The sequence below is a fragment of the Myxococcus sp. CA040A genome, from assembly GCF_013336725.1.
Taxonomy (GTDB): domain Bacteria; phylum Myxococcota; class Myxococcia; order Myxococcales; family Myxococcaceae; genus Myxococcus; species Myxococcus llanfairpwllgwyngyllgogerychwyrndrobwllllantysiliogogogochensis.
Genome location: NZ_JABUMR010000003.1, coordinates 1,171,798 through 1,190,759 on the forward strand (window position 1 = coordinate 1,171,798; position 18,962 = coordinate 1,190,759).

Here is an 18,962-nt window from a genome sequence, read left to right on the forward strand (position 1 = left end):
CGCGCCATGCCCGAACTCAAGCCCCTCCATGTCGTGCTCATCCTGGCCATCGTCGCCATCGTCGCGCTCTATGTCCTGGGCGTGGGCCTGGGGGCGAAGGATGAGTCCTCCCGTCGCGAGAGTCCCACGCAGTCCGCCCAGGAGCTCCGGGAGCGGTTCATCAAGCCCGAGCCGGTGGATGCCACGGAGCTGGCCGCGACGTGTGCCTTCCAGGAGGGGGTGCTCGTCCTTCCGAGTGGGGGCTCCTGCCGGGTGGACGTGAAGGCGTCCGACACGCGGATGCGCTCGCTGGAGGTGGTGCCCCGCCCCCTCTCCGTGGTCCGGGTGTCGCTGGCGTCGAGGGGCAAGCCGTCGGTGCCGGCGAAGTTCGACCCGCTGAAGGAGGCGAAGAAGCTGGACGTGGCGAAGGAGGGCGCGGACCTGGAGGTGACGTGTCTGTCGGCCCCTCCGCAGCGCCCCATCTGCGAGCTGGGACTGCGGTGAGCAAGCGCGGCCTCAGGCCGGAGCGGCGCGCTTGAGGCGCAGCACCTTGAGGATGGACACCAGCGCGCCCACCAGCAGCAGCACGGCCCAGATGAGGCCGAGGATGGCGACGATGATGGCGCTTACCGCGTCGGTGATGCTGACGAGGATGCCGGGCACCAGTCCGTGGAGGAGGGACACCACGGCGTTGGCCAGGAGCGACGTGAGGTAGAGCAGCACCAGGCCCTTGTTCTGGAGGAAGCGCTGGTGCGCGAGCACCAGGCACACGCCCGCGGCGAGCTTGAGGAACATCAAGAACCCCAGCGTGCCGGCCGCGCCTCCCCGGTTGAAGAAGCCCCACACGGCCAGATAGGCCAGCGTGCCGAAGGGCACCGACGCGACGAGCGTTATCATCGTCAGCGTCAGTGCGATGGCGGCCATGAGCAGGCCAAAGCCGGTGAGCAGCGCGACGATGGAGCCGATGAGCGTCGCCAGTCCCTGCACGCGCCCATGGACGCGCTCGGGGATGATGAGGCTCGCGCCCATCAACCCGAGCGTGAGCAGCAGCAGCGCATCCACCAGGGCGAGGTAGGGAATGCCCAGGCCCGGCGTGGGCGGGTTCTCCTTCTGCGTGCGCACCACGTCGGAGGGGTCCACGTCCTCGCCCTCGCAAATCGCGGCGTGCAGGGGGCGGCAGTCCTCGGGGAAGCCCGGAGGCAGGGGCGCGCAGGGCTTCGTGCCACTCAGCACCGAGCAGTCCGGTGACTTCTGGGGCAGCAGGATGGGCGAGCCCACCTCCACGAGCACACAGAGCGCCAGCAGCGCCAGCGCGGCGATGAGGAAGGGTCTTCGCATGCGGTCCATGCCGCGCCCCCCGGCAAGGCGCGCCCCCAGCGGCGCGTGAGCGCGAGCCTAGGCATGGTGGAAGGGGATTCCCTCGTGCCGTCGTCGGGACTGTCCTGGGGCTCACGGGCTCTGCTCCCAGAGGGAGGGCCCGACCGGATATGCTGCGAGGGCAATGTCCGAACGCAACCGAACCGGTGCCGTGGTGCCCGAGTCGCGACCGTCGGAGGGGGACCTGCGCCGCCGCCTGGAAGGGCGCGTGGAACTGATTGAGTCCGCCCTCCGCCGCTACCGCATGCTCGACAGGACCCTGGATTCGCGCGGCTGGCGGCGGACGTTGCAGGACGAGCCCTCGCTGATTCAGGACGTCCTGGAGGTGGAGCCCACGTTGCTGGAAGCGCTGGAGCGCACCGAGCGGCGCGGTGAGCAGGAGGGATGGCCGGAGGGCTCGTCCATTCCGAAGACCGCGAGTCGGGTGCGCGAGGTCCGCGAGCGACTGACGATGCGCGTGCGCGACGCGCTGCTGACCCGGGGCCTCGTGACGGAGTCCCTGTCGCTGGAGGAGAAGCTGCGCGAGCTGAAGGAGGTCTGCGCCCAGGAGGTCTCCCTCCAGCGGACGCCGACGGAGCCCTTCGCGCTGCGCATCGCCTCGGTGGGCCGGGCGCCGCAGTACGTGGTGGCCTTCGTCTTCGTCCTGGCCGCGCTGGGCCTCGGCGTGGGGATTCTCTGGCTGCTGCTCCTCGGTTCGACGGGAGTGGCGCTGGTCGGTGGCACGCTGGCGTTGGTCGCGTTGTTGATGGGGACGGTGACGCTGCTGCGAATGAAGGCCCCAGGCGTCGTCTGGCTCACGCCGGAGCGCGTGGTGTGGATGCCGCCGGGAGACGAGCCCCCGGTGGCCGTGCGGCTGGACTCGCTGGAGGAGGGCGGACTCCAACTGGAGGACGGCGGGGGAGCGCTCAGCCTTCGCGGAGACCACTTCATCCGGCTGACGCGGTTCGATGGCGCGAGCGCCGACAGGCTGCGCGTCCTGCTGGAGTTGTTTCGCGATGCCCGCGTCCGGGCGCAAGCGGCCCGGGTGGACCGGCGGGTGGAGCTGTTGACCTTTTCGGCGCTGCTGCGTCGCAAGGGGACGTGGAGCTCCGGGCAGGCCGTGTTGCTGGGTCGTGGCGTCTTCTTCCTCCCCGCCCCCGACGCGGGCGCGGCGCTGTTGCATGCCGCGACCGGCCGGAGGTTGCTGTCGAGCGTCGAGCTGGAGTGCGTGCTCGATGGCCTGTGCTGGCAGCCCGAGTCGGAGCTGGACGCGTACCTCGTGCGGGCCACGGTGGCGACGGGGGGCGCGGCCTGGTCGTCTCAGGATGCGCGGGTGGCTCGGGACATTCCCCTGGAGCAGGAGGTCCACATCACCCGGGGCGAGGAGGTGCTCGTCGGCAACGTGGGGCTGACGCAGCGGGAGCTCGCCTACCGATTGGTGCACGCCTGGAGTGAGGGCCTCCAGGGTTCGAGCGAGGACGTTCAGCCCAAGTTGAGCAGCGGGTCATGACCGAGCGCGTCCACACCGCGAAGGAGTCGTCGGAAGGGCCCACCGCCGAAGATGTGCGCGTCCAGTTGGAAGGTCGCGCGGAGGTGCTTGAGGCGGCGCTCCGGCGAGCGGCCACCCTGGAGGCGGTGCTGCGCGGCCGGGGATGGAAGCGTCGGTGGCGCGCGCATCCCACGCTCGTCTCGGAGTGGCTGGCAGAGGAGGCCACTGTCGAGGAGGCTCTGGAGCGGACGAGCCGGCGCGCGCGAGTGGAGGGCTGGTCCGACACGCTGCCGGTGATGGAGGGGCTGCGCGAGCTGGAGGCGCGCCGGGAGCGGCTCAAGACGCTGGTGCGCGCGCGACTGTCGCGGTTGGTGCACGTGTCCGGTCCTCCCGTGCTGAAGGTGGAGCTGGCGCGGCTGGACGGGTTGGTGGGCAAGCGGGCGACGATGACGCTCGAGCCCGGTGAGGTGCTGCTGTTCCAGGCGGACCGGTTGTCGCCGGTCTCCTCGGGACAGACGCTTCCGCTGCTGGTCTCCATGGCCCTGCTGTATTGGGGCTTGTATGTCCTCCTCCTGGCGTTGCTGCGAGGAAACGGGAGTCGGGCGGGGGTGGCGCTGGTGGCGTTCATCGTCGCCCCGCTGTTCGTGGCGTGGGCCCGGGCGGGTCGCGTCTGGATGACGAGCAGGCGGCTGTTGTGGATGCCGACGTTCGGAGAGACCGTCTCCGTCCCCCTGGCCACCATCGCGCCTGGAGGTGTCCACCTGGGGCCCACGCACGACTTGAAGGTGGAGGGGGAGCCCCGGCTCCAGGTGGCCCATCTCGCGGACGCCAAGGCGCTCGCGACCCTCCTGGAGTTGCACAGCCAGCCTCCGCTGCTGGGGCGGGTGCGCTCCGGGGTGCGGCTCGCGGACGTGGTCGTCTTTCCCGCCTCGCTGTGGGATGCGGAGGTGGCGCCCCGCTCGGGGTGGGTCGTGCTGCGGCCTGGAGGCGTGTCCTTCATTCCGGAGGGGGCCGGTCGTCAGGTGCTCTCGACGGTGACGGGGCGGGAGTCGACGCTCGCGGCGGACGTGGGTCGGGTGTTGGAGCAGCTTCGCTGGCTGTCCGGCACGGAGTTCGACGACTGGCTGACGCGGCTGGTGACGGCCACCGGAGGCTTGAGCTGGTCGGCCTGGGACTCCTTGAAGCGGGAGGAGGCTCCGCTGTGGAAGCCGTTTCGAGTCAGTCGCGGCCGGCAGGTCCTGATGGGGCAGATGGAGTGGTCCGCGCAGTCGTCGGCCGAGTTGATTCTCCGCTCCTGGCCGGACGCCGTCACGCCGGGAAAGGCGAAGAGCGCCCGGACGTGAGCGCACTCACGTCCGGGCACCCTGGAGCGCGAAGGCTCAGTGCTTGATGGCGTACTGGAGCAGCACGACGCCGGTCCGGTAGACCTTGGTCGACAGCAGCTCCAGGGGGATGTGTGAACCCAGCCGCGAGACGAGGGGGATTCCCGCGCCGAGCAGCACCGGGTTCAGTTTGATGAGGACCTCGTCCACGAGGCCCGCGGTGAGCAACTGCGTGGCCAGGGCTCCGCCTCCCGCCAGGTAGATGTCCTTGCCCTCCTGGGCCTTCAGCGCGCGCACGGCGCCGACGACGTCGTCGGAGATGAGGCGCACGCGGGGGTTCGGACTCTCCTTCAGCGTGCGCGAGACGACGTATGTTTCCAGGTACGGGTAGGGGTCCGTGACGTTGAACTTCAGGCCGATGTCATACGTCCGGCGGCCCATCACCACCGCGCCATAGGTGCGCAGCGTGGCGAGGTACTCGGTGACGTGGTCGCCTTCGTTCGCGAAGCAGTCGAAGGAGTCGTCCTCGCGGGCGATGAAGCCGTCGAGGGTGGTGGCGACGTGGTACGCGAGCTTGCGCTTCTGGGGTTGCATAGGAGGACCTCGGATTCGAGAAGTCCCACCGCGCACGGGTGGCGCTCCGCGCCGGAAGGGTGCGGTGGGGACGTGAATGCGGTGCTGTGGGAATCGCTCACGGGGAGCGCCTCACCCGCCACCTCGGACGCATGGCGTCGAGGGCGAGGAGGAGCGCTTCGAGGAGCGAAAGCTGTCAGTGAGAAGAGGTCATGGACAGCGCGGTTTCCCGCGCCGGAAATGAGGATGGCCTCAACCCACTGACGATGCAAGTCACGAGGTGACGCAGTCCCGCCCCGACTCCAGGCAAGGGTTCGCCTGTCGTCAGATGGCGGGAATGCGGCTCACGGCTCCAGGATGAGGTCCATGTCGCTGTCGTCCTCCGTGGCCTCCGTCACGTCCGGGTCGTTGTCGTCCAGGTCGTAGCCGTAGATGGACATGCCCGGAGGTATCGTCGCGCCGATGCACGGAATCTGCCGGGGCTCGGCGCCCACGCCGTCGCCATCCCTGTCCGGATAGAGCACGACCCAGCGCGTGCGCTCCGGGTCCGCGTCGTCGCAGTCGTTGCCCGTGGCCTTCGTGAAGTACGGCGCTGGCAACGCGCTGCCCACACAGACACCGCCCTGCTCGGGCATCGTGGCACCGTCCAGGTCCCGGTCCACGTGGGTGTAGTTGCGCTGAACCCAGCGCGTCGCATCGTCGTCCGCGCAGTCGGTTCCCACCGCCGACCGGGAAGGAGGCGTCTGCCCGTCGGTGCACAGCGTCTCCGACGTGCCCGCGCCCACGCCATCTCCATCCAGGTCCGGCCAGGACAGGAGCGACGTGTGTCGCGTGGGGCTCGCGTCGTCGCAGTCCCGGCGTTGCTCGGTCCACGCATAGCCAGGAGGCAGTGCGGTGCCACCACAGACGTTGCCCGCTTCGGGCACCGTGTAGCCATCCCCATCCGCGTCGCGATGCCGGTACTCCCGGAGCTGCCACCCGCTGGCGTTCGAGGGCGCGCAGTCGGAGCCGAGCGTCGAGTAGCCCTGTGGCACCGTGCCACCCGCGCACAGCGTCACCGCCGTGCCCGCGCCCACGAGGTCCCCGTCTTCGTCGGGATGGACGCTCCAGCTCACCCGGATGGAAGCATCCTGGTCGTTACAGTCGAGCCCGCGGGGAAGGTGGGCATAGCCCTGGGGCAGAAACTCGCCGCTGCACCGCACGCCATTTTCGGGGACCGTGTCTCCATCCCCATCCGCGTCACGGTACGTGTAGGCCCGCCACTGCCAGAGCGTGGCGTCCCCGGGGGCGCAGTCATCGCCCTGGAGCGCATGTCCCGGAGGCGCCACCGCGCCCGCGCACCGGGCCTGGGGCTCACCCGTGCCGAAGCCATCGCCATCCGCGTCCACGTAGACGTCGCGCGTCCGCCACACCGTCGAGTCCGAGTCGTCGCAATCCGCGCCGAGGGACTGGAGGGTGTAGCTGGCAGGCAGTTGCTGAAGGGGCGCGAGGCAGAGCGCGCCCGGCGCATCCACGGTGAGGCCATCCCCGTCGACATCCCGGTACAGATAGGCGAGAGACACCGCGCGAGTGGCATCGAGCGGCGCGCAGTCTCCTTCCACGATGGAGAACCCCAGCGGTGGCGACTTGCCGGCGCAGACGTCCACGCGAGGGCCCTCGCCATACCCGTCCGCATCCAGGTCCGGCCAGGCACCGCGAGCCACCGTGAAGCGCGCATCCTCGTCATCGCAGTCCGAGGGGCCCGCCTGCTCGCGATACCCCCAGAGGGTCTCTCCCAGACAGACCTCCACCGGACCCGGGCCCGTGGCGCCGTCGCTGTCCCGGTCCGGATACAGGCCGGAGACGGTGCGCCACCGGGAGCTGTCCTTCGGGGCGCAGTCTCCCGGCACCGAGGTCCAGCCCAGGGGCAGGGCGTTGCCGGGGGCGCACACCTTCTTCAAGGCCCCGTCACCCCGACCGTCACGGTCCGCGTCCTCGTAGGCGGAGACCTCGTGCCAGTTCGCCCTGTTGAACGGCTCGCAGTCCGTGTCGTTCGCCACGCCGTCGCCGTCCGAGTCCTTGCCGCCAGTCCCGAGGCCATCGCCACCATCGGCGCAGCCAGACTGGAGCCCCAGCAGGGCCAGCGCGAGCGCCAGCCAGATGCTTCGCGTCGTCGCCATGAGCGGGAGTCCCGTCTTCCGTCAGGGCGAGGGCGTCGCCGCCCGCCGCGTCAAACGGCAGGAAAGATTGTAGGAAGCCGGCCCCTTGATCATCTCGAAGAGATAGGCGCCCGGCTTGTTCATGGCCATCAGGGCCATCCGCTCGCAGCGCGAGGCGTACAGGCCAGCGTCGAGGCCATCCACCCCTGTGTAGAAGTAGAAGGCAATGGTGCGCGCGGTGCTCTCACCCCGCAGGACGCCGGTGATCTCCACCCCCGTCGCGTGGACGTTGACGAAGCTGTCCACCGTCACGAAGACGTAGGGCACGTTGGTCTGGGGTGTCTCACCCGCCGCCAGCGCCGAGGGCGTCAGCGTTACGGAAGCGAGCAGCAGGGCGGCGGCGCGGAGGACTCGGCTCGGATGCATCTTCGGAATCCTGGAGGGTGGGGTGGGATACAGGGACGGCCCGACAGAACCCGACGGGTGTCGCCTGGGTATACGCAACGAGCCCATTTCCCTGTCCGTTTCCCGGTGAATTCCGGATGACCTCCCAGGTGCCGGGGCCTTCGCCGCACCTTGTCACCGGGTGGGACCTGCAATACGCCTGGGGCATGTCCAGCGCCGCTCTCCCCGCCGACTTCCTCCGCGCTCTCTCCGAGGGCTTCCCCGTCGATTTCCTCACCCAGGAGCCGGAGGAATTGAAGGAGTACGGCCGCGACTGGACGCGCGTGTATGCCCCGGCCCCGAGCGCGGTGGCGCTGCCCCGCACCACGGACGAGGTGTCCCGGCTGCTCGCGCTGTGCCACCAGCACGGCGTGGCGGTGGTGCCCTCCGGAGGCCGCACGGGCCTGGCCGGTGGCGCGGTGGCGGCGAAGGGCGAGGTGGTGCTGTCGCTGCAGCGCATGGCACGCCTGGGTCCGGTGGACCTGCTCGGCAACACGGTGCGCGTGCAGGCGGGCGCGGTGACGGAGGCGGTGCACCGCCACTGCGCCGAGCATGGCCTGACGTGGCCGGTGGACTTCGCCTCCAAGGGTTCCAGCACCGTGGGCGGCAACATCGCCACCAACGCGGGCGGGGTGAAGGTCATCCGCTACGGCCTCACCCGCAACTGGGTGCTGGGGCTCCAGGTGGTGACGGCGGACGGCCGCGTGCTGGAGCTCAACGGCGCGCTGGAGAAGAACAACACCGGCCTGGATTTGCGCCAGCTCTTCATCGGCAGCGAGGGCACGCTGGGCGTCATCACCGAGGCCACCCTCAAGCTGACGCAGCTTCCCGGCAAGCAGGACGTCTTCCTCTTCGCCGTGCCGGACGTAGCCGCCGTGCTGAGGCTGTTCCGGGATGCCCGTCAGCAGACGGCCTTCCTCATCTCCGCCTACGAGTTCTTCACGGACCGCTGCCTTTCGCGCGTGCAGCGCCACCGCAAGCTGCGCTCCCCCTTCGAGGCGACCAGCGGCTGCTACGTGCTGCTGGAGGCGGAGTCACGCGCCGCGGCGGCGGTGGAGGCGTGGCTGGGCTCGCTCTTCGAGCGGGGGCTGGTGACGGACGGCACCCAGGCGCAGGGCGCGGCGCAGGCGGCGGAGCTGTGGGCGCTGCGCGAGGGCATCAGCGAGAGCCTGTCCGCCACGGGCCTGCCCCACAAGAACGACATCTCCCTGCCCGTCGCGGGCCTGGAGGCGTTCTGCGCGGAGCTGGAGGCCGTCTTCCAGTCGCGCTACCCGGGGTGGGAAATCTGCCTCTTCGGCCACATTGGCGACGGCAACCTGCACGTCAACGTGATGAAGCCGGACGCGCTGGACAAGGCGGAGTTCCTGGCCCACACGAAGCAGGCGGACCCCACCATGTTCGAGCTGGTGCGCAAGCACGCGGGCAGCATCTCCGCGGAGCACGGCATCGGCCTGTTGAAGAAGGACTACCTGGGCTACTCGCGCTCCGAGGAGGAGCTGGCCCTCTTGCGCGCGCTCAAGCGGACCCTGGACCCCCGGGGCGTGCTCAACCCCGGGAAGATTCTGGACGCCTGAGCGCGCAACGGGCGCGCGCTGACGTCAGGAGACGATGCGCGTCTTGATGTCCGTCGTCAGGCCGGCGATGGCGTCACAGACGGGGCGCGACACGTCCTGGTCCAGGTCCATGACCAGGTAGCCGATGTTCGCGTCCGTGCTGAGGACCTGCGCGTGGATGTTGGCGTTCAGGTCGGAGACGATGCGGTTGATGTCGCGCAGCACGCCGGGGATGTTGCGGTGCACGTTGAGGATGCGGTGGGTGCCCGGGATGAGCGGCGCCTCCACCATGGGGAAGTTCACCGAGCCCGTCGTCGCGCCCGTCCGGAAGAATTTGGAGAGGCTGACGGCCACCTCCCTGCCGATGGACGCCTGCGCCTCCTCCGTGGAGCCGCCGATGTGCGGCGTGAGGATGACGTTGGGCAGGTTCTGCAACTCGGTGACGAAGCCATCCGAGTTGCCCTCGGGCTCCTCCGGGTAGACGTCCACCGCGGCGCCGCCCAGGTGCTTGGAGCGCAGGGCCGCCGCCAGCGCGCCGATGTCCACCACCGTGCCCCGGCTGGCGTTGATGAGGCAGGCTCCCTTCTTCATCTTCGCCAACTGCTCGGAGCCCATCATCATGTGCGTGGACGTCAGCGCCGGGACGTGGAGCGTGACGAAGTCCGACTCGGCCAAGAGCTCGTCCAGCGAGCCCACCGCGCGCGAGTTGCCCAAAGGCAGCTTCGTCATGACGTCGAAGTAGAGCACCCGCAGGCCCAGGGACTCCGCCAGCACGCCGAGCTGCGAGCCGATGTGGCCATAACCGATGATGCCCAGCGTCTTGCCGCGCACCTCGTGGCTGCCGGTGGCGACCTTGCGCCACTGGCCGGTGTGCACCTCGCGGCTGCGGTCGAACAGCTGCCGCGTCAGGGCGATGATTTCGGCGATGACCATCTCCGCCACGCTGCGCGTGTTGCTGAAGGGCGCGTTGAAGACGGGGATGCCGTGCGTGTTGGCGGACGTCAGGTCCACCTGGTTGGTGCCGATGCAGAAGGCTCCAATCGCGAGCAGCTCGTCCGCGTGCACCAGCGACTCCGCGGGCACCGTCGTCTTGCTGCGGATGCCCAGCAGGTGCACGCCCTTGAGGCGCTCGGCCAGCTCCGCCGGCTTGAGCGCCGAGGACGTGCGCTCCACCTGGAAGCCCTCGGCGGCCAGCAGCGCCTCGGCGGACGGGTGGATGTTCTCCAGCAGCAGGGCGCGGAACGGACCCTCGTTGAGAATCGGGCGCGTCGGGGACGGCGGGAACCGGGCAGTGCTCATGTCGCCGTGCGTTAGACCCCGGCCCCAAGGCTGTCAAGCGCGGGGTGAGGGGGCTGGAGGGCCCGGTGTCGGGAGCCGGGAAGGAGGGCGGCCCGCCGTCCGTGACCTGGGGGGTGGGGGTGTCCGGAAGACGAAAACGGGCGGCCCGGCTTCCCGGACCGCCCGCGAGAGGCCGTGAATCAGGACGGATGCGCTACTGGACGGTCCACGCCACGGTGCCGCCGCAGGAGGAGTTGCCGAAGCAGCCCGCGCGGACCTGGTAGGTGCCGCCCGCGCCCGCGGGCACGGTGTAGTTGGCGTAGGACAGCGAGCCGCAGGAGTCGTCGTTGCTCGTCACCTGCTGGCCCGCGCTGTTGTACAGGCGCAGGAAGGTGTCGCCGGTGCCGGCGGCGCCCGTCACGGTGCAGGTGCCGAAGGAGATGCTCTGGCCGGCGGCCACGGTGATGCCCTGGTTCGTGGTGCCCGTCTGCGCGCTGTTGGTGGCGTTGGCGGTGTACGCGAAGGAGCCGCTCGACGGCGCGGGGCCGGTGCCGCCGCCCTCCAGCGTCCAGGCCACGGTGCCGGAGCAGGCGCCGGAGGAGTAGCAGCCGGCGCGGACCTCGTAGTTGCCCGCCTGCGTCGCGGTGAAGCTCAGGTTGGAGCCCCGGCCGCCGCAGCCATCGTCGTTGCTTGCGACCTCGGTGCCGCTGGGGCCGAACAGGCGCAGGTAGGAGTCACCCGTCACGGCGGCGCCGGTGACGCCGCAGGTGCCCAGGGTGATTTTCTGACCGGCCGTCAGGGCCACCGTCTTGTTGGTGGTGTTGGTGGTGGCGCTGGCGGTGGCGCTCGCGGAGAAGGTGAAGTTGCTGCCGCCCGTGGGCGGCGGACCGGAGCCGCACAGCCGGGCGTTGGTGGTCGCCTGGCAGAGCGCGGTGATGGCGTTGCTCACGTAGGTGATTTCCTCGCCGTTGCAGCCCGTCTCCGTGCAGGTGTTGACGACGTTGCAGCTCCCGCTGCCGATGTAGTCCTCGTCACCGCGCACGAGGATGCCCGCCAGCGTGTGCTCCGCCGTCTCGTACACGCCCGAGCCGGAGTTGCCGGCGAAGGTGTCCGTGGTGGCGACGAAGTAGTCCAACGTGCTGGCGCGGGGCGTGCGCACCGAGCCGCCGGAGTCAATCTTGAAGGGGATGCCGCTGCCGGAGCCGATGACGGCCACGTTGGCGCCCGTCGCCAGCGCGGTGTTGCCGGCCCGGACGGGCGCGGGCGTGAAGCGCGGCGTCGCGGCGCGGTCCAGCTTGAGGATGGCGAAATCCAGGTCGCGCCCACCCGTCGTCGACTTCTTGCGCACGACGATGGACTGGCAGGAGAAGATGTCCGCCGTCGTCACCGTCTTCAGCGTGTTGGCGGCGGTCCGGTAGTAGTTGAAGACGATGCGCGTGTCCCCGCACTCGGCCGCGCTCTCAACGCAGTGGCCCGCCGTCAGCACCAGCTCGTCGTCGATGAGCGTGCCGGAGCACCAGGCCGCCGTTGGATCACTCCGGAAGCGCTGGCTGGTGCAGAGGTTCTCGGACGAGCCCAGGTTCGGGCCATTGAAGGTGACGTTGTTGGGGTTGCTGGCGTTGAAGTCCGACGGGGACATCAGCGCCACGGTGGCCTGCTCCGCCCGCGCCTTCAGCGTGGCGTTCGTGTGCTCGAACACGTCCTTGCGGTCGTCGTTGCCGTAGACCACGGGCTGCTCGCCCGCCCCCGTCGCTGGAGCCTCCTCGCCGGGCTCGGCCTCGGGGGCCGGCTGACAGGCGGTGAAGGCAAGGGTACACAGCAGCGCGCCAAGAAGCTTCCTGGCGGCGCCATTCCGGGTGTTGTGCATATGGAGACGACTCCTGATGATGGATCGATGCCCGCCCGGGGGACGAGCGGGTCGCCACTATAAGGGAGCCGCCAGTGGAGGGCAGAGGGCCCCCCGAGGCAATGCTCAGTCCGCGTCCGGATTGCGCAGCCACTCCAGGGCTTCCTGCCGCGTCTCGAACGTGCGCGTGGGGATGGTCAGCATGGCCCGCTTCGTCATGCGCCACGCCTGGAGGCCGGAGGGGGCGTCCGTGACGACCCGCGCCGAGCGCTGCATCCCATGCAACTGCGCGTACGCGTTGAGCGCCGCCATGGAGGCCACGACGTCCGTGGGCATCACCCTCAACTGGGACTGGTCCACCAGCGCGGACCACTCCCCCGCGAACCCGACAATCGCCTTCTTCACCTCCGTCAGATACTCGGACAGGTCGGCCGAGGTGACCTGGGGGGGATAGACGACCTCGAGGATACGGTCCTGCGCGTGAACGTTGATCTGGAATGGCATGGGTGGTGACGGCTCCGAAGGCGCAGCATCCTAACCCCAGCCGGTGACACTCCGATACCCGACGCTTCCAATGTCCTTGGGGGAGGTAGGTCCGCCCGGCCTGTCCGGAAGCGCCAGGAATGTCAGACCCCCCGGCTAGTGACGTCCCTGCCGCCGAACCGGTACTGGCCGCGTCGAAGGGCGTGGCCCCGGGTCCAGGTGTCGCGCCGTGTTGTCGGGGCCGTCACGGGCGCTCGACGCCGCCGTGACGAGCGCTTGGGAGTGTGCCGAGGAGATTCCACCATGCAGACCGAGCTCCATTCCACCCCGCTGGCTCCACCCTCGTGGGGGGTGGACACGCTCGTCGGCCAGGTGCTGCACGGCCGCTTCCAGGTGTTGGAGGCCGTGGGCCCCAGCGGCCCCGCGCGGCTGTACCGGGCCCTCCACCTCCCGCTGGAGCGGGAAGTCGCGCTGCGGGTGTTGAGCGCTCCACTCACGGACCAGGAGGCGCGGCAGCGCTTCTTCCAGGAGGCCCGCGTCGCCGCGAGGCTGGCCCACCCCAACACCGTCACCGTGCTGGACGCGGGCAGGACGGACGACGGCACGCTCTACGTCACCCAGGAGTGGCTGGAGGGGCGCACGCTGGCCCACGTACTCACCTCGGGGGCGCTGCCGTGGGCGCGCGCGGTGGAGCTGGCCCGGGGGCTGGGGCGCTCGCTGCGCCAGGCTCACCGGCGGGGCGTGGTGCACGGGGACGTGACGCCGTCCTACGTCATGCTGGTGACGGACGCGGCGGGGCGGGAGTGCTCGCACGTGAAGGTGCGGGGGTTCGGACGGCTGCGGCCCGTCGTCGCGGAGTCCGAGCGCCTCTCCTTGCCGGATCTGACGGGCAGCGGCTCATTCCACGGCGCACACGCGTTCATGGCGCCGGAGCGGGCGCGCGGAGTCGCCGACGCGCGCGGGGATATCTATTCGCTGGGTGTCGTGCTGTTCCAGATGCTGATGGGACGCGTGCCCTTCGAGTCGGAGGACGCGCTGGAGCTGGTCTTCGCCCACCACAAGGAGCCGGTGCCGGGCTTTGGCGAGCTGCGTCCGGACCTGGACATCCCCGCCTCCGTGGAGGCCGTGGTGCGCCGCTGTCTGGAGAAGCGGCCCGAGCAGCGCTTCGCCTCCATGGACGCGGTGCTGGAGGCGCTGCGGGACGTGGGCGTGGAGGAGGATGAAGCGGCGGAGCCGGTGCGCGCCATGCCGCGCGCGCACCGGACCCGGACGGCTCAGTTCGTCGGGGCGTTGGCGGGCTTCTTCAAGTACTGGTCCAGGAACGCGCGGGTGCGGGAGTAGGCCTCCGCTTCGTTCTTCTTCTTGGTGAAGCCGTGGCCCTCGTCGGGGAAGAGGACGTACTCGACGGGGACCTTGCTCTTCTGCACGGCCTGGACGATTTCGTCCGACTCCGCCTTCAGCACGCGCGGGTCATTGGCGCCCTGGATGACGAGCAGCGGCTTGCGAATCTTCTCCGCGTGGAACAGGGGGGAGACTTCGCGCAGCATCGCCTCCTGCGTCTCCGGGTTGCCGACCTCCTGGTAGAGCGCCTGACGCCGCGACTCCCAGTGGGCCGGCATGCTCTTGAGCGTGCGCAGCCAGTTGGACACGCCGAAGATGTCCACGCCCACGTTGAAGACGTCCGGCTGGAAGGCCAGGGCGGCCAGCGTCATGTAGCCGCCGTAGCTGCCGCCGATGATGCCCACGCGTGAGCCGTCCACGTACGGGAGGGTGGCCAGGTACTTCTTCGCCTCGACGCAGTCCTGGAGCGGCTCCTTGCCGTGCTTCTGGTCATCCGCGGTGTAGAACGTCTTGCCGTAGCCGGAGCTGCCCCGGTTGTTGATGGCCAGCACCACGTAGCCGTGGTTGACCAGGTACTGAATCATCGGGTTGTAGCCCTTGCGGGACTGGCCGCCGGGGCCGCCGTGGACCCACACGAGCGCGGGCGCCTGCTGCTTCGCGGTGGCCTGATGCGGCTTGAAGAGGATGTTCGGAATCTCCATCCCGTCGAAGGACTTGAAGCGCACCACCTCCGCGTCCACCAGGTCCTTGGCGTCGATCTCCGGGTTGAGGGTGTCCGTCAGGCGAGTGACCTTCTTCGTGGCGAAGTCGAAGACGTACAGGTTGCTGGGGGAGCGGTCCCCGTTGTGGTGGAAGGCCATGCGCTTCTCACTGCGGCCAATGGACACGCCGGTGATGTCGCCTTCGGGGAGCTTGGGCAAATCGAGCTGCTTGCCGGCCTTCACGTCGTGCAGCCGGATGGCGGTGCGGCCGTCCGCGTTGATGCCGGTGACGCGCAGCGCGCCATTCTTGGAGAAGTACGTGTACATCACGTCCCAGTCCGTCTTCTCCACGTCCTCCATCTTCCCGGTGGCGAGCACGTAGCGCACCGCGCGGGTGAACTCGGTGCCCTCGTCGGTGATGAGGTACAGCGAGGAGGACGTCGGGTCGAACGTCGCCGACTCCCAGGTCGCGATGCCCTTGTGGGGGGAGAGGTGCTTGCTCTCCTTCGTGGCGACGTTGAAGAGGTAGACGTCGCTGTCGGACGTGGTGTTGGTCTTGCCCAGGGAGAGCCACTTCTCGTCCGGGGACACGTCGCCCACGTCGAGGCCGCCCTCGTTCTGGTAGAGCAGGGTGCGCTCGAACGTCTTCGCGTCGTAGCGGTAGAGGTCCATGAAGCGCTCATCGCGCTCATTGGTGAGGACGTAGAAGGCGGACTCGTCGCGGCTCCAGCCGAAGAAGGACGCGCGGTGCTTGTCGCCCGGCGTGAGGTCCTTCTCCTTGCCGTCCGGCGTGCGCACGTAGAGGTGGTGCTGCTCGTTGCCGCCCTGGTCCTTGGTGAAGAGGATGCGCTCGTCCTGGGGGAAGTAGCCCACGGCGAAGGTGCTGTCCGTGGTGGAGCGGGTGAGCTGGGTGGGCTTGCCGCCCTTCACCGGCACGGAGAAGACGTTGTAGATGCCCGTCTGGTTGGACGAGTAGAGCACCCGCTGCTCGTCCGGGGAGAAGGACGCGCCCCGAATCAGCGTCGTCTTCATGAACTGCTCGATGGCGTAGTGCTTCGACGGGCGCGCCGTTTCACGCACCGCGCCCGCCTTCGCGGGAGTGGTCGGCTCCGGCCTGGGCGCGGCCAGCGCGAGGGTGGGGAGGAGTGTCGCGGCGGCCAGCGCTCGCGACAGGGAAGACCAGGACGACATGGGGGACTCCAGAGGTGGGGTGACGCACTGGGGGACACGCACGAGCCGGTGCTGGCTCATTGCCTGCCTGGTTTTCTACACGAATGGCCGGAGGACGCATTGCATCGCCGCCGCCGTGAGCGGTCTCAAGGCTTTCCCCGCAGGTGTTGATCCAGGAAGGAGAGGATACGCAGGGAGGTCTCCGCTTCACTCTTCTTGCCGCTGAACCCGTGGCCATCCTCGGGGAGGACAAGGTAGTCGAGGGGGGTGGTGCTCTTCCGGAGGGACTCGACGAACGTGTCCGTGCGCGCCTTGGGCACGCGCGGGTCATGGGCGCCCTGGATGATGAGCAGCGGCTTGCGAATCTTCTCCGCGTGGAACAGCGGGGAGATGTCGCGCAGCATCGCCTCCTGCGTCTCGGGGTTGCCCATCTCCTGGTAGAGCGCCTCGCGGAGCGCCGTCTTGTGGGGTGGCAGCTCGCGCAGGGCGCTCAGCCAGTCGGTGATGCCGAACGCGTCCACGCCCACGGCGAAGACGTCCGGGTGGAAGGCCAGCGCCGCGAGCACCATGTAGCCGCCATAACTGGGGCCGAGGATGCCCACGCGCTCGCCGTCCACGTAGGGCAGGCCGGCCAGGTACTTCTTCGCCTCGACGCAGTCCTGGAGCGGCGCCTTGCCGTGCTGCTGGTCGTCCGCCGCGAAGAACGCCTTGCCGTAGCCCTCGCTGCCCCGGTTGTTGACGGCCAGCACCACGTAGCCGTGGTGGACCAGGAACTGGAAGAAGCTGCTGTAGCCCTTGGAGGACTGGCCTCCCGGTCCCCCGTGGACGAAGACGATGGCGGGGGCGCGAGCTTTCGCGGTGGCCGGGTGGGGCTTGTAGAGCAGCGCCGGAATCTCCAGCCCATCGAAGGACTTGAAGCGCACCCGCTCCGACTCCACCAGGTCCTTCGCGTCCAGCGCCCGGCTCAGCGTGTCCGTCAGGCGCGTGACTTTCTTTGTCGCGAAGTCGAACACGTAGAGGTTGGCCGGCGCGCGGTCTCCGTCGAGCAGGAAGGCCATCCGCTTCTCGCCGCGCGACAGCGCCACGTCGGAGATGGCGCCTTCGGGGAGCCCTGGGAGCGCCAGGGGCTTGCCGGCCTTCATGTCGTGGACGCGCAGCGTGGTGCGGCCGTCCTCGTTGACGCGGGTGACGCGAAAGGCGCCGCGCTTGGAGAACGTCGTGGACAGTGCGTCCCAGGCGGGCGCCTCCACTGACTCGCGCTTCCCGGTGGCGAGTTCGTGGCGCTCCACGCGGGTGAACTCGGAGCCCTCATTGGTGAGCAGGTACAGCGCGGATGACGTCGGGTCGAAGGTCGCCGCCTTCCAGGTGGCCGGGCCCTGGTGCGCGGTGAGGTGCTGGCGCTCCTTCGTGGTGACGTTGAAGAGGTAGACGTCGCTGTCGGACAGCGTCCGCGACTTCTCCAGCGCCAGCCACCGCGCGTCCGGGGAGAGGGCGGCCGGCACGTGCTCGCCGTCTCCCGCGTAGAGAACGGTGCGCGCGTAGGTCTTCGCGTCGTAGCGGTAGAAGTCCAGGAAGCGCTCGTCGCGCTCGTTGGTGAGCACGTAGAAGGCGGTGTCGTCGTGGCTCCAGCCAAAGAAGGACGCGCGGTGCTTGTCGCCCGGCGTGAGGTCCTGCTCCTGGCCGTCCAGCGCGCGCACGTAGAGGTGGGGGCGCTCCTGGCCACTCGTGTCCCGGGTGAAGAGGATGCGGTCATCGGTGGGGAAGTAGCCGACGGCGAGGGAGGCGTCCTTCGCGCGGGTGAGCTGGGTGGGCTTGCCGCCCTTCACCGGTACGGAGAAGACGTTGAAGACGCCCGTCTCGTCCGACGAGTAGAGCACCCGCTGTTCGTCCGAGGAGAAGGACGCGCCGGACACCGTCGTTGTCTGCATGAACTGCTCGACGGTGTAGCGCTTCGCTGGGGCCTTGGGGCGCGGGAGGGCCAGGGCCAGGGCGGGGAGGACCGCGAGGGTGACGAGTGCTCGCGAGAGGGTGGACCACGAGGTCATGGGCAGCTCCAGGAGACGCAGGACCGAAGGCGCGCGGGACTGTGGCGTGAGCGGGGCCGGGATACGAATACTCGCTGCGTTTTGAAGAGCACCTCTGGAAGGAAGGCTCCGGGGGCGCGCTCGGACGCCCGCCTCCAGGACCGGGCGGGCGAGAACGCTTCTCGTGGGAAGTGCATACATACCCCCCCGGGGTTGTGTTGGACGATGCACGACCCCCAGACGATGCCCCGCCCGCCGAGGCCAACGCCTGTCCCCTCAGTCCAGCGCAACCAACTGGTCCTTCCCGTCCCGGAGCGTCCAGCCCACGAGGCGCTCGCGGAAGCTCGAGGGTGGCTCGATGGCATCCACGAGCGGATGATGGCCGCCGAGGACGAGGTGCTGCACCAGGACATGCACTCGCTCCACCTGGGCCTGCTCACCTTGCGGCGCCGCTGGAGCGAGGAGGATTGGAAGTCCTTCTGCACGGACACCGCGCGCAAGCACCCGCTCCGCTCATTCGTCCACCAGTGTCCCTTCACCCGGCGGGCCTTCGAGCGCCCTCGGGGCTACGCGGGGGACGCGGCCCTCATCGACTACCTGTACATGGACCGTGCCGCCGACGAACTCCACGCGGGCCGGGAGGTCTACCGGTACATGCACCAGCAACCCAGCGCGGTCAGCGTGCGGGAGCGCCGCGAGCTGCTAGCACGCGCGCTCGACGCGACGGCCGAGCGCGTTCCCCAGGGCGCGCGCATCCTCTCCGTCGCGTGTGGCCACCTGCGTGAAGCCGAGTCCTCCGCCGCGGTGCGGGAGCGCCGCGTCCAAGAACTCATCGCGTTCGACCAGGACCCGCTGAGCCTCGCGGAAATCTCGCACCACCAGCCGCTCGACGTGGTGCGCCCCCACTGCGGCTCGGTGCGCGCGCTGCTCGCCGGCAAGGCGACCTTCGCGGACCTGGACTTCGTCTACTCCGCGGGCCTCTACGACTACCTCTCCGCCTCCGTCGCCACGCGGCTCACCGGGCTGCTCTTCGGCATGCTGCGCTCGGGAGGCCGTCTGCTGGTGGCCAACTTCGCGCGCTTTCCGCCGGAGACGGGCTACATGGAGGCCTTCATGGACTGGTGGCTCACCTACCGTGAGGAGGACGAGATGCGCGCCCTGCTGGGTGAAGTGCCGCTGGAGCAGCTCGACTCCGTGCGGCTGTTCCGGGACAGCCAGGACAACGTCATCTATCTGGAGCTCACGCGCCGCTGACCGTGGCGCCT

15 protein-coding genes are annotated in these 18,962 nt (G+C 69.5%); 6 read left to right on the plus strand and 9 right to left on the minus strand.

From position 1 onward, the window contains the following. Positions 1–6 precede the first annotated feature (6 nt). A complete protein-coding gene (locus tag HUA75_RS16825) occupies positions 7–483 on the plus strand; it encodes a hypothetical protein (protein ID WP_141647004.1) in 477 nt (158 codons plus the stop codon). 12 nt (positions 484–495) lie between these two features. Here HUA75_RS16825 and HUA75_RS16830 read toward each other — a convergent pair whose 3' ends face one another. Continuing rightward, a complete protein-coding gene (locus tag HUA75_RS16830; protein WP_174486966.1) occupies positions 496–1,317 on the minus strand; it encodes a hypothetical protein in 822 nt (273 codons plus the stop codon). 247 nt (positions 1,318–1,564) lie between these two features. Between HUA75_RS16830 and HUA75_RS16835 the strand changes: the two genes are divergently transcribed. Then, on the plus strand, positions 1,565–2,845 hold the full coding sequence (locus HUA75_RS16835) for a hypothetical protein (RefSeq protein ID WP_217446090.1): 1,281 nt from the start codon (positions 1,565–1,567) through the stop codon (positions 2,843–2,845). Continuing rightward, the gene (locus HUA75_RS16840; RefSeq protein WP_174486968.1) at positions 2,842–4,167 is read left to right on the plus strand and encodes a hypothetical protein; all 1,326 of its coding nucleotides are present in this window, start codon (positions 2,842–2,844) and stop codon (positions 4,165–4,167) included. The genes HUA75_RS16835 and HUA75_RS16840 overlap by 4 nt, the downstream gene beginning before the upstream one ends. A gap of 36 nt (positions 4,168–4,203) precedes the next feature. Here HUA75_RS16840 and HUA75_RS16845 read toward each other — a convergent pair whose 3' ends face one another. The 3 genes from HUA75_RS16845 to HUA75_RS16855 all read right to left on the minus strand — a co-directional run bounded on the left by HUA75_RS16845 (position 4,204) and on the right by HUA75_RS16855 (position 7,283). Beyond that, positions 4,204–4,740: a dihydrofolate reductase family protein gene (locus tag HUA75_RS16845; protein WP_174486969.1), complete on the minus strand. Its 537-nt coding sequence runs from the start codon at positions 4,738–4,740 to the stop codon at positions 4,204–4,206. A 323-nt stretch (positions 4,741–5,063) separates the two neighbouring features. Beyond that, a complete protein-coding gene (locus HUA75_RS16850) occupies positions 5,064–6,878 on the minus strand; it encodes a hypothetical protein (RefSeq protein WP_174486970.1) in 1,815 nt (604 codons plus the stop codon). Positions 6,879–6,899: 21 nt separating this feature from the next. After that, positions 6,900–7,283, minus strand: a complete 384-nt coding sequence (locus HUA75_RS16855; RefSeq protein WP_174486971.1) for a hypothetical protein — start codon at positions 7,281–7,283, stop codon at positions 6,900–6,902. 185 nt (positions 7,284–7,468) lie between these two features. Between HUA75_RS16855 and HUA75_RS16860 the strand changes: the two genes are divergently transcribed. Further along, the gene (locus tag HUA75_RS16860) at positions 7,469–8,875 is read left to right on the plus strand and encodes an FAD-binding oxidoreductase (RefSeq protein ID WP_174486972.1); all 1,407 of its coding nucleotides are present in this window, start codon (positions 7,469–7,471) and stop codon (positions 8,873–8,875) included. Between the two features lie 24 nt (positions 8,876–8,899). Here the strand turns inward: HUA75_RS16860 and serA are convergent, their stop codons facing one another. The 3 genes from serA to HUA75_RS16875 form a co-directional block, all read right to left on the minus strand. Continuing rightward, positions 8,900–10,153 carry a phosphoglycerate dehydrogenase gene (serA, locus tag HUA75_RS16865; RefSeq protein ID WP_141646996.1) on the minus strand — a complete coding sequence of 418 codons (1,254 nt, stop codon included), beginning with the start codon at positions 10,151–10,153 and terminating at the stop codon, positions 8,900–8,902. Positions 10,154–10,346: 193 nt separating this feature from the next. Continuing rightward, positions 10,347–11,999 (minus strand): serine protease, encoded by a 1,653-nt coding sequence (locus tag HUA75_RS16870; RefSeq protein ID WP_174486973.1) that lies wholly within the window; start codon positions 11,997–11,999, stop codon positions 10,347–10,349. A 105-nt stretch (positions 12,000–12,104) separates the two neighbouring features. After that, positions 12,105–12,482, minus strand: a complete 378-nt coding sequence (locus tag HUA75_RS16875) for an STAS/SEC14 domain-containing protein (RefSeq protein ID WP_141646994.1) — start codon at positions 12,480–12,482, stop codon at positions 12,105–12,107. Between the two features lie 282 nt (positions 12,483–12,764). Between HUA75_RS16875 and HUA75_RS16880 the strand changes: the two genes are divergently transcribed. After that, complete coding sequence (locus HUA75_RS16880; protein WP_141646993.1) at positions 12,765–13,802, plus strand: serine/threonine-protein kinase; 1,038 nt, start codon at positions 12,765–12,767, stop codon at positions 13,800–13,802. Here HUA75_RS16880 and HUA75_RS16885 read toward each other — a convergent pair. Together HUA75_RS16885 and HUA75_RS16890 are read right to left on the minus strand one after the other, a co-directional pair. Continuing rightward, entirely contained in the window at positions 13,736–15,694 is a 1,959-nt protein-coding gene (locus HUA75_RS16885; RefSeq protein WP_141646992.1) for an alpha/beta fold hydrolase, read from the minus strand. The genes HUA75_RS16880 and HUA75_RS16885 overlap by 67 nt on opposite strands. Before the next feature lie 125 nt (positions 15,695–15,819). Then, positions 15,820–17,718 carry a S9 family peptidase gene (locus HUA75_RS16890; RefSeq protein WP_174486974.1) on the minus strand — a complete coding sequence of 633 codons (1,899 nt, stop codon included), beginning with the start codon at positions 17,716–17,718 and terminating at the stop codon, positions 15,820–15,822. A 354-nt stretch (positions 17,719–18,072) separates the two neighbouring features. Here HUA75_RS16890 and HUA75_RS16895 point away from each other — a divergent pair, with 354 nt between their 5' ends. Next, positions 18,073–18,951: a class I SAM-dependent methyltransferase gene (locus HUA75_RS16895; protein WP_174486975.1), complete on the plus strand. Its 879-nt coding sequence runs from the start codon at positions 18,073–18,075 to the stop codon at positions 18,949–18,951. Positions 18,952–18,962 lie beyond the last annotated feature (11 nt).

What these genes read in the sequence shown, in the direction of transcription:
- HUA75_RS16875 (WP_141646994.1), bottom strand. Translation starts at nt 12,482, where the DNA reads ATGCCATTCCAGATCAACGTTCACGCGCAGGACCGTATCCTCGAGGTC.
- HUA75_RS16885 (WP_141646992.1), bottom strand. Translation starts at nt 15,694, where the DNA reads ATGTCGTCCTGGTCTTCCCTGTCGCGAGCGCTGGCCGCCGCGACACTC.
- HUA75_RS16830 (WP_174486966.1), bottom strand. Translation starts at nt 1,317, where the DNA reads ATGCGAAGACCCTTCCTCATCGCCGCGCTGGCGCTGCTGGCGCTCTGT.
- HUA75_RS16825 (WP_141647004.1), top strand. Translation starts at nt 7, where the DNA reads ATGCCCGAACTCAAGCCCCTCCATGTCGTGCTCATCCTGGCCATCGTC.
- serA (WP_141646996.1), bottom strand. Translation starts at nt 10,153, where the DNA reads ATGAGCACTGCCCGGTTCCCGCCGTCCCCGACGCGCCCGATTCTCAAC.
- HUA75_RS16850 (WP_174486970.1), bottom strand. Translation starts at nt 6,878, where the DNA reads ATGGCGACGACGCGAAGCATCTGGCTGGCGCTCGCGCTGGCCCTGCTG.
- HUA75_RS16855 (WP_174486971.1), bottom strand. Translation starts at nt 7,283, where the DNA reads ATGCATCCGAGCCGAGTCCTCCGCGCCGCCGCCCTGCTGCTCGCTTCC.
- HUA75_RS16880 (WP_141646993.1), top strand. Translation starts at nt 12,765, where the DNA reads ATGCAGACCGAGCTCCATTCCACCCCGCTGGCTCCACCCTCGTGGGGG.
- HUA75_RS16860 (WP_174486972.1), top strand. Translation starts at nt 7,469, where the DNA reads ATGTCCAGCGCCGCTCTCCCCGCCGACTTCCTCCGCGCTCTCTCCGAG.
- HUA75_RS16845 (WP_174486969.1), bottom strand. Translation starts at nt 4,740, where the DNA reads ATGCAACCCCAGAAGCGCAAGCTCGCGTACCACGTCGCCACCACCCTC.
- HUA75_RS16870 (WP_174486973.1), bottom strand. Translation starts at nt 11,999, where the DNA reads ATGCACAACACCCGGAATGGCGCCGCCAGGAAGCTTCTTGGCGCGCTG.
- HUA75_RS16890 (WP_174486974.1), bottom strand. Translation starts at nt 17,718, where the DNA reads ATGACCTCGTGGTCCACCCTCTCGCGAGCACTCGTCACCCTCGCGGTC.
- HUA75_RS16895 (WP_174486975.1), top strand. Translation starts at nt 18,073, where the DNA reads ATGATGGCCGCCGAGGACGAGGTGCTGCACCAGGACATGCACTCGCTC.
- HUA75_RS16840 (WP_174486968.1), top strand. Translation starts at nt 2,842, where the DNA reads ATGACCGAGCGCGTCCACACCGCGAAGGAGTCGTCGGAAGGGCCCACC.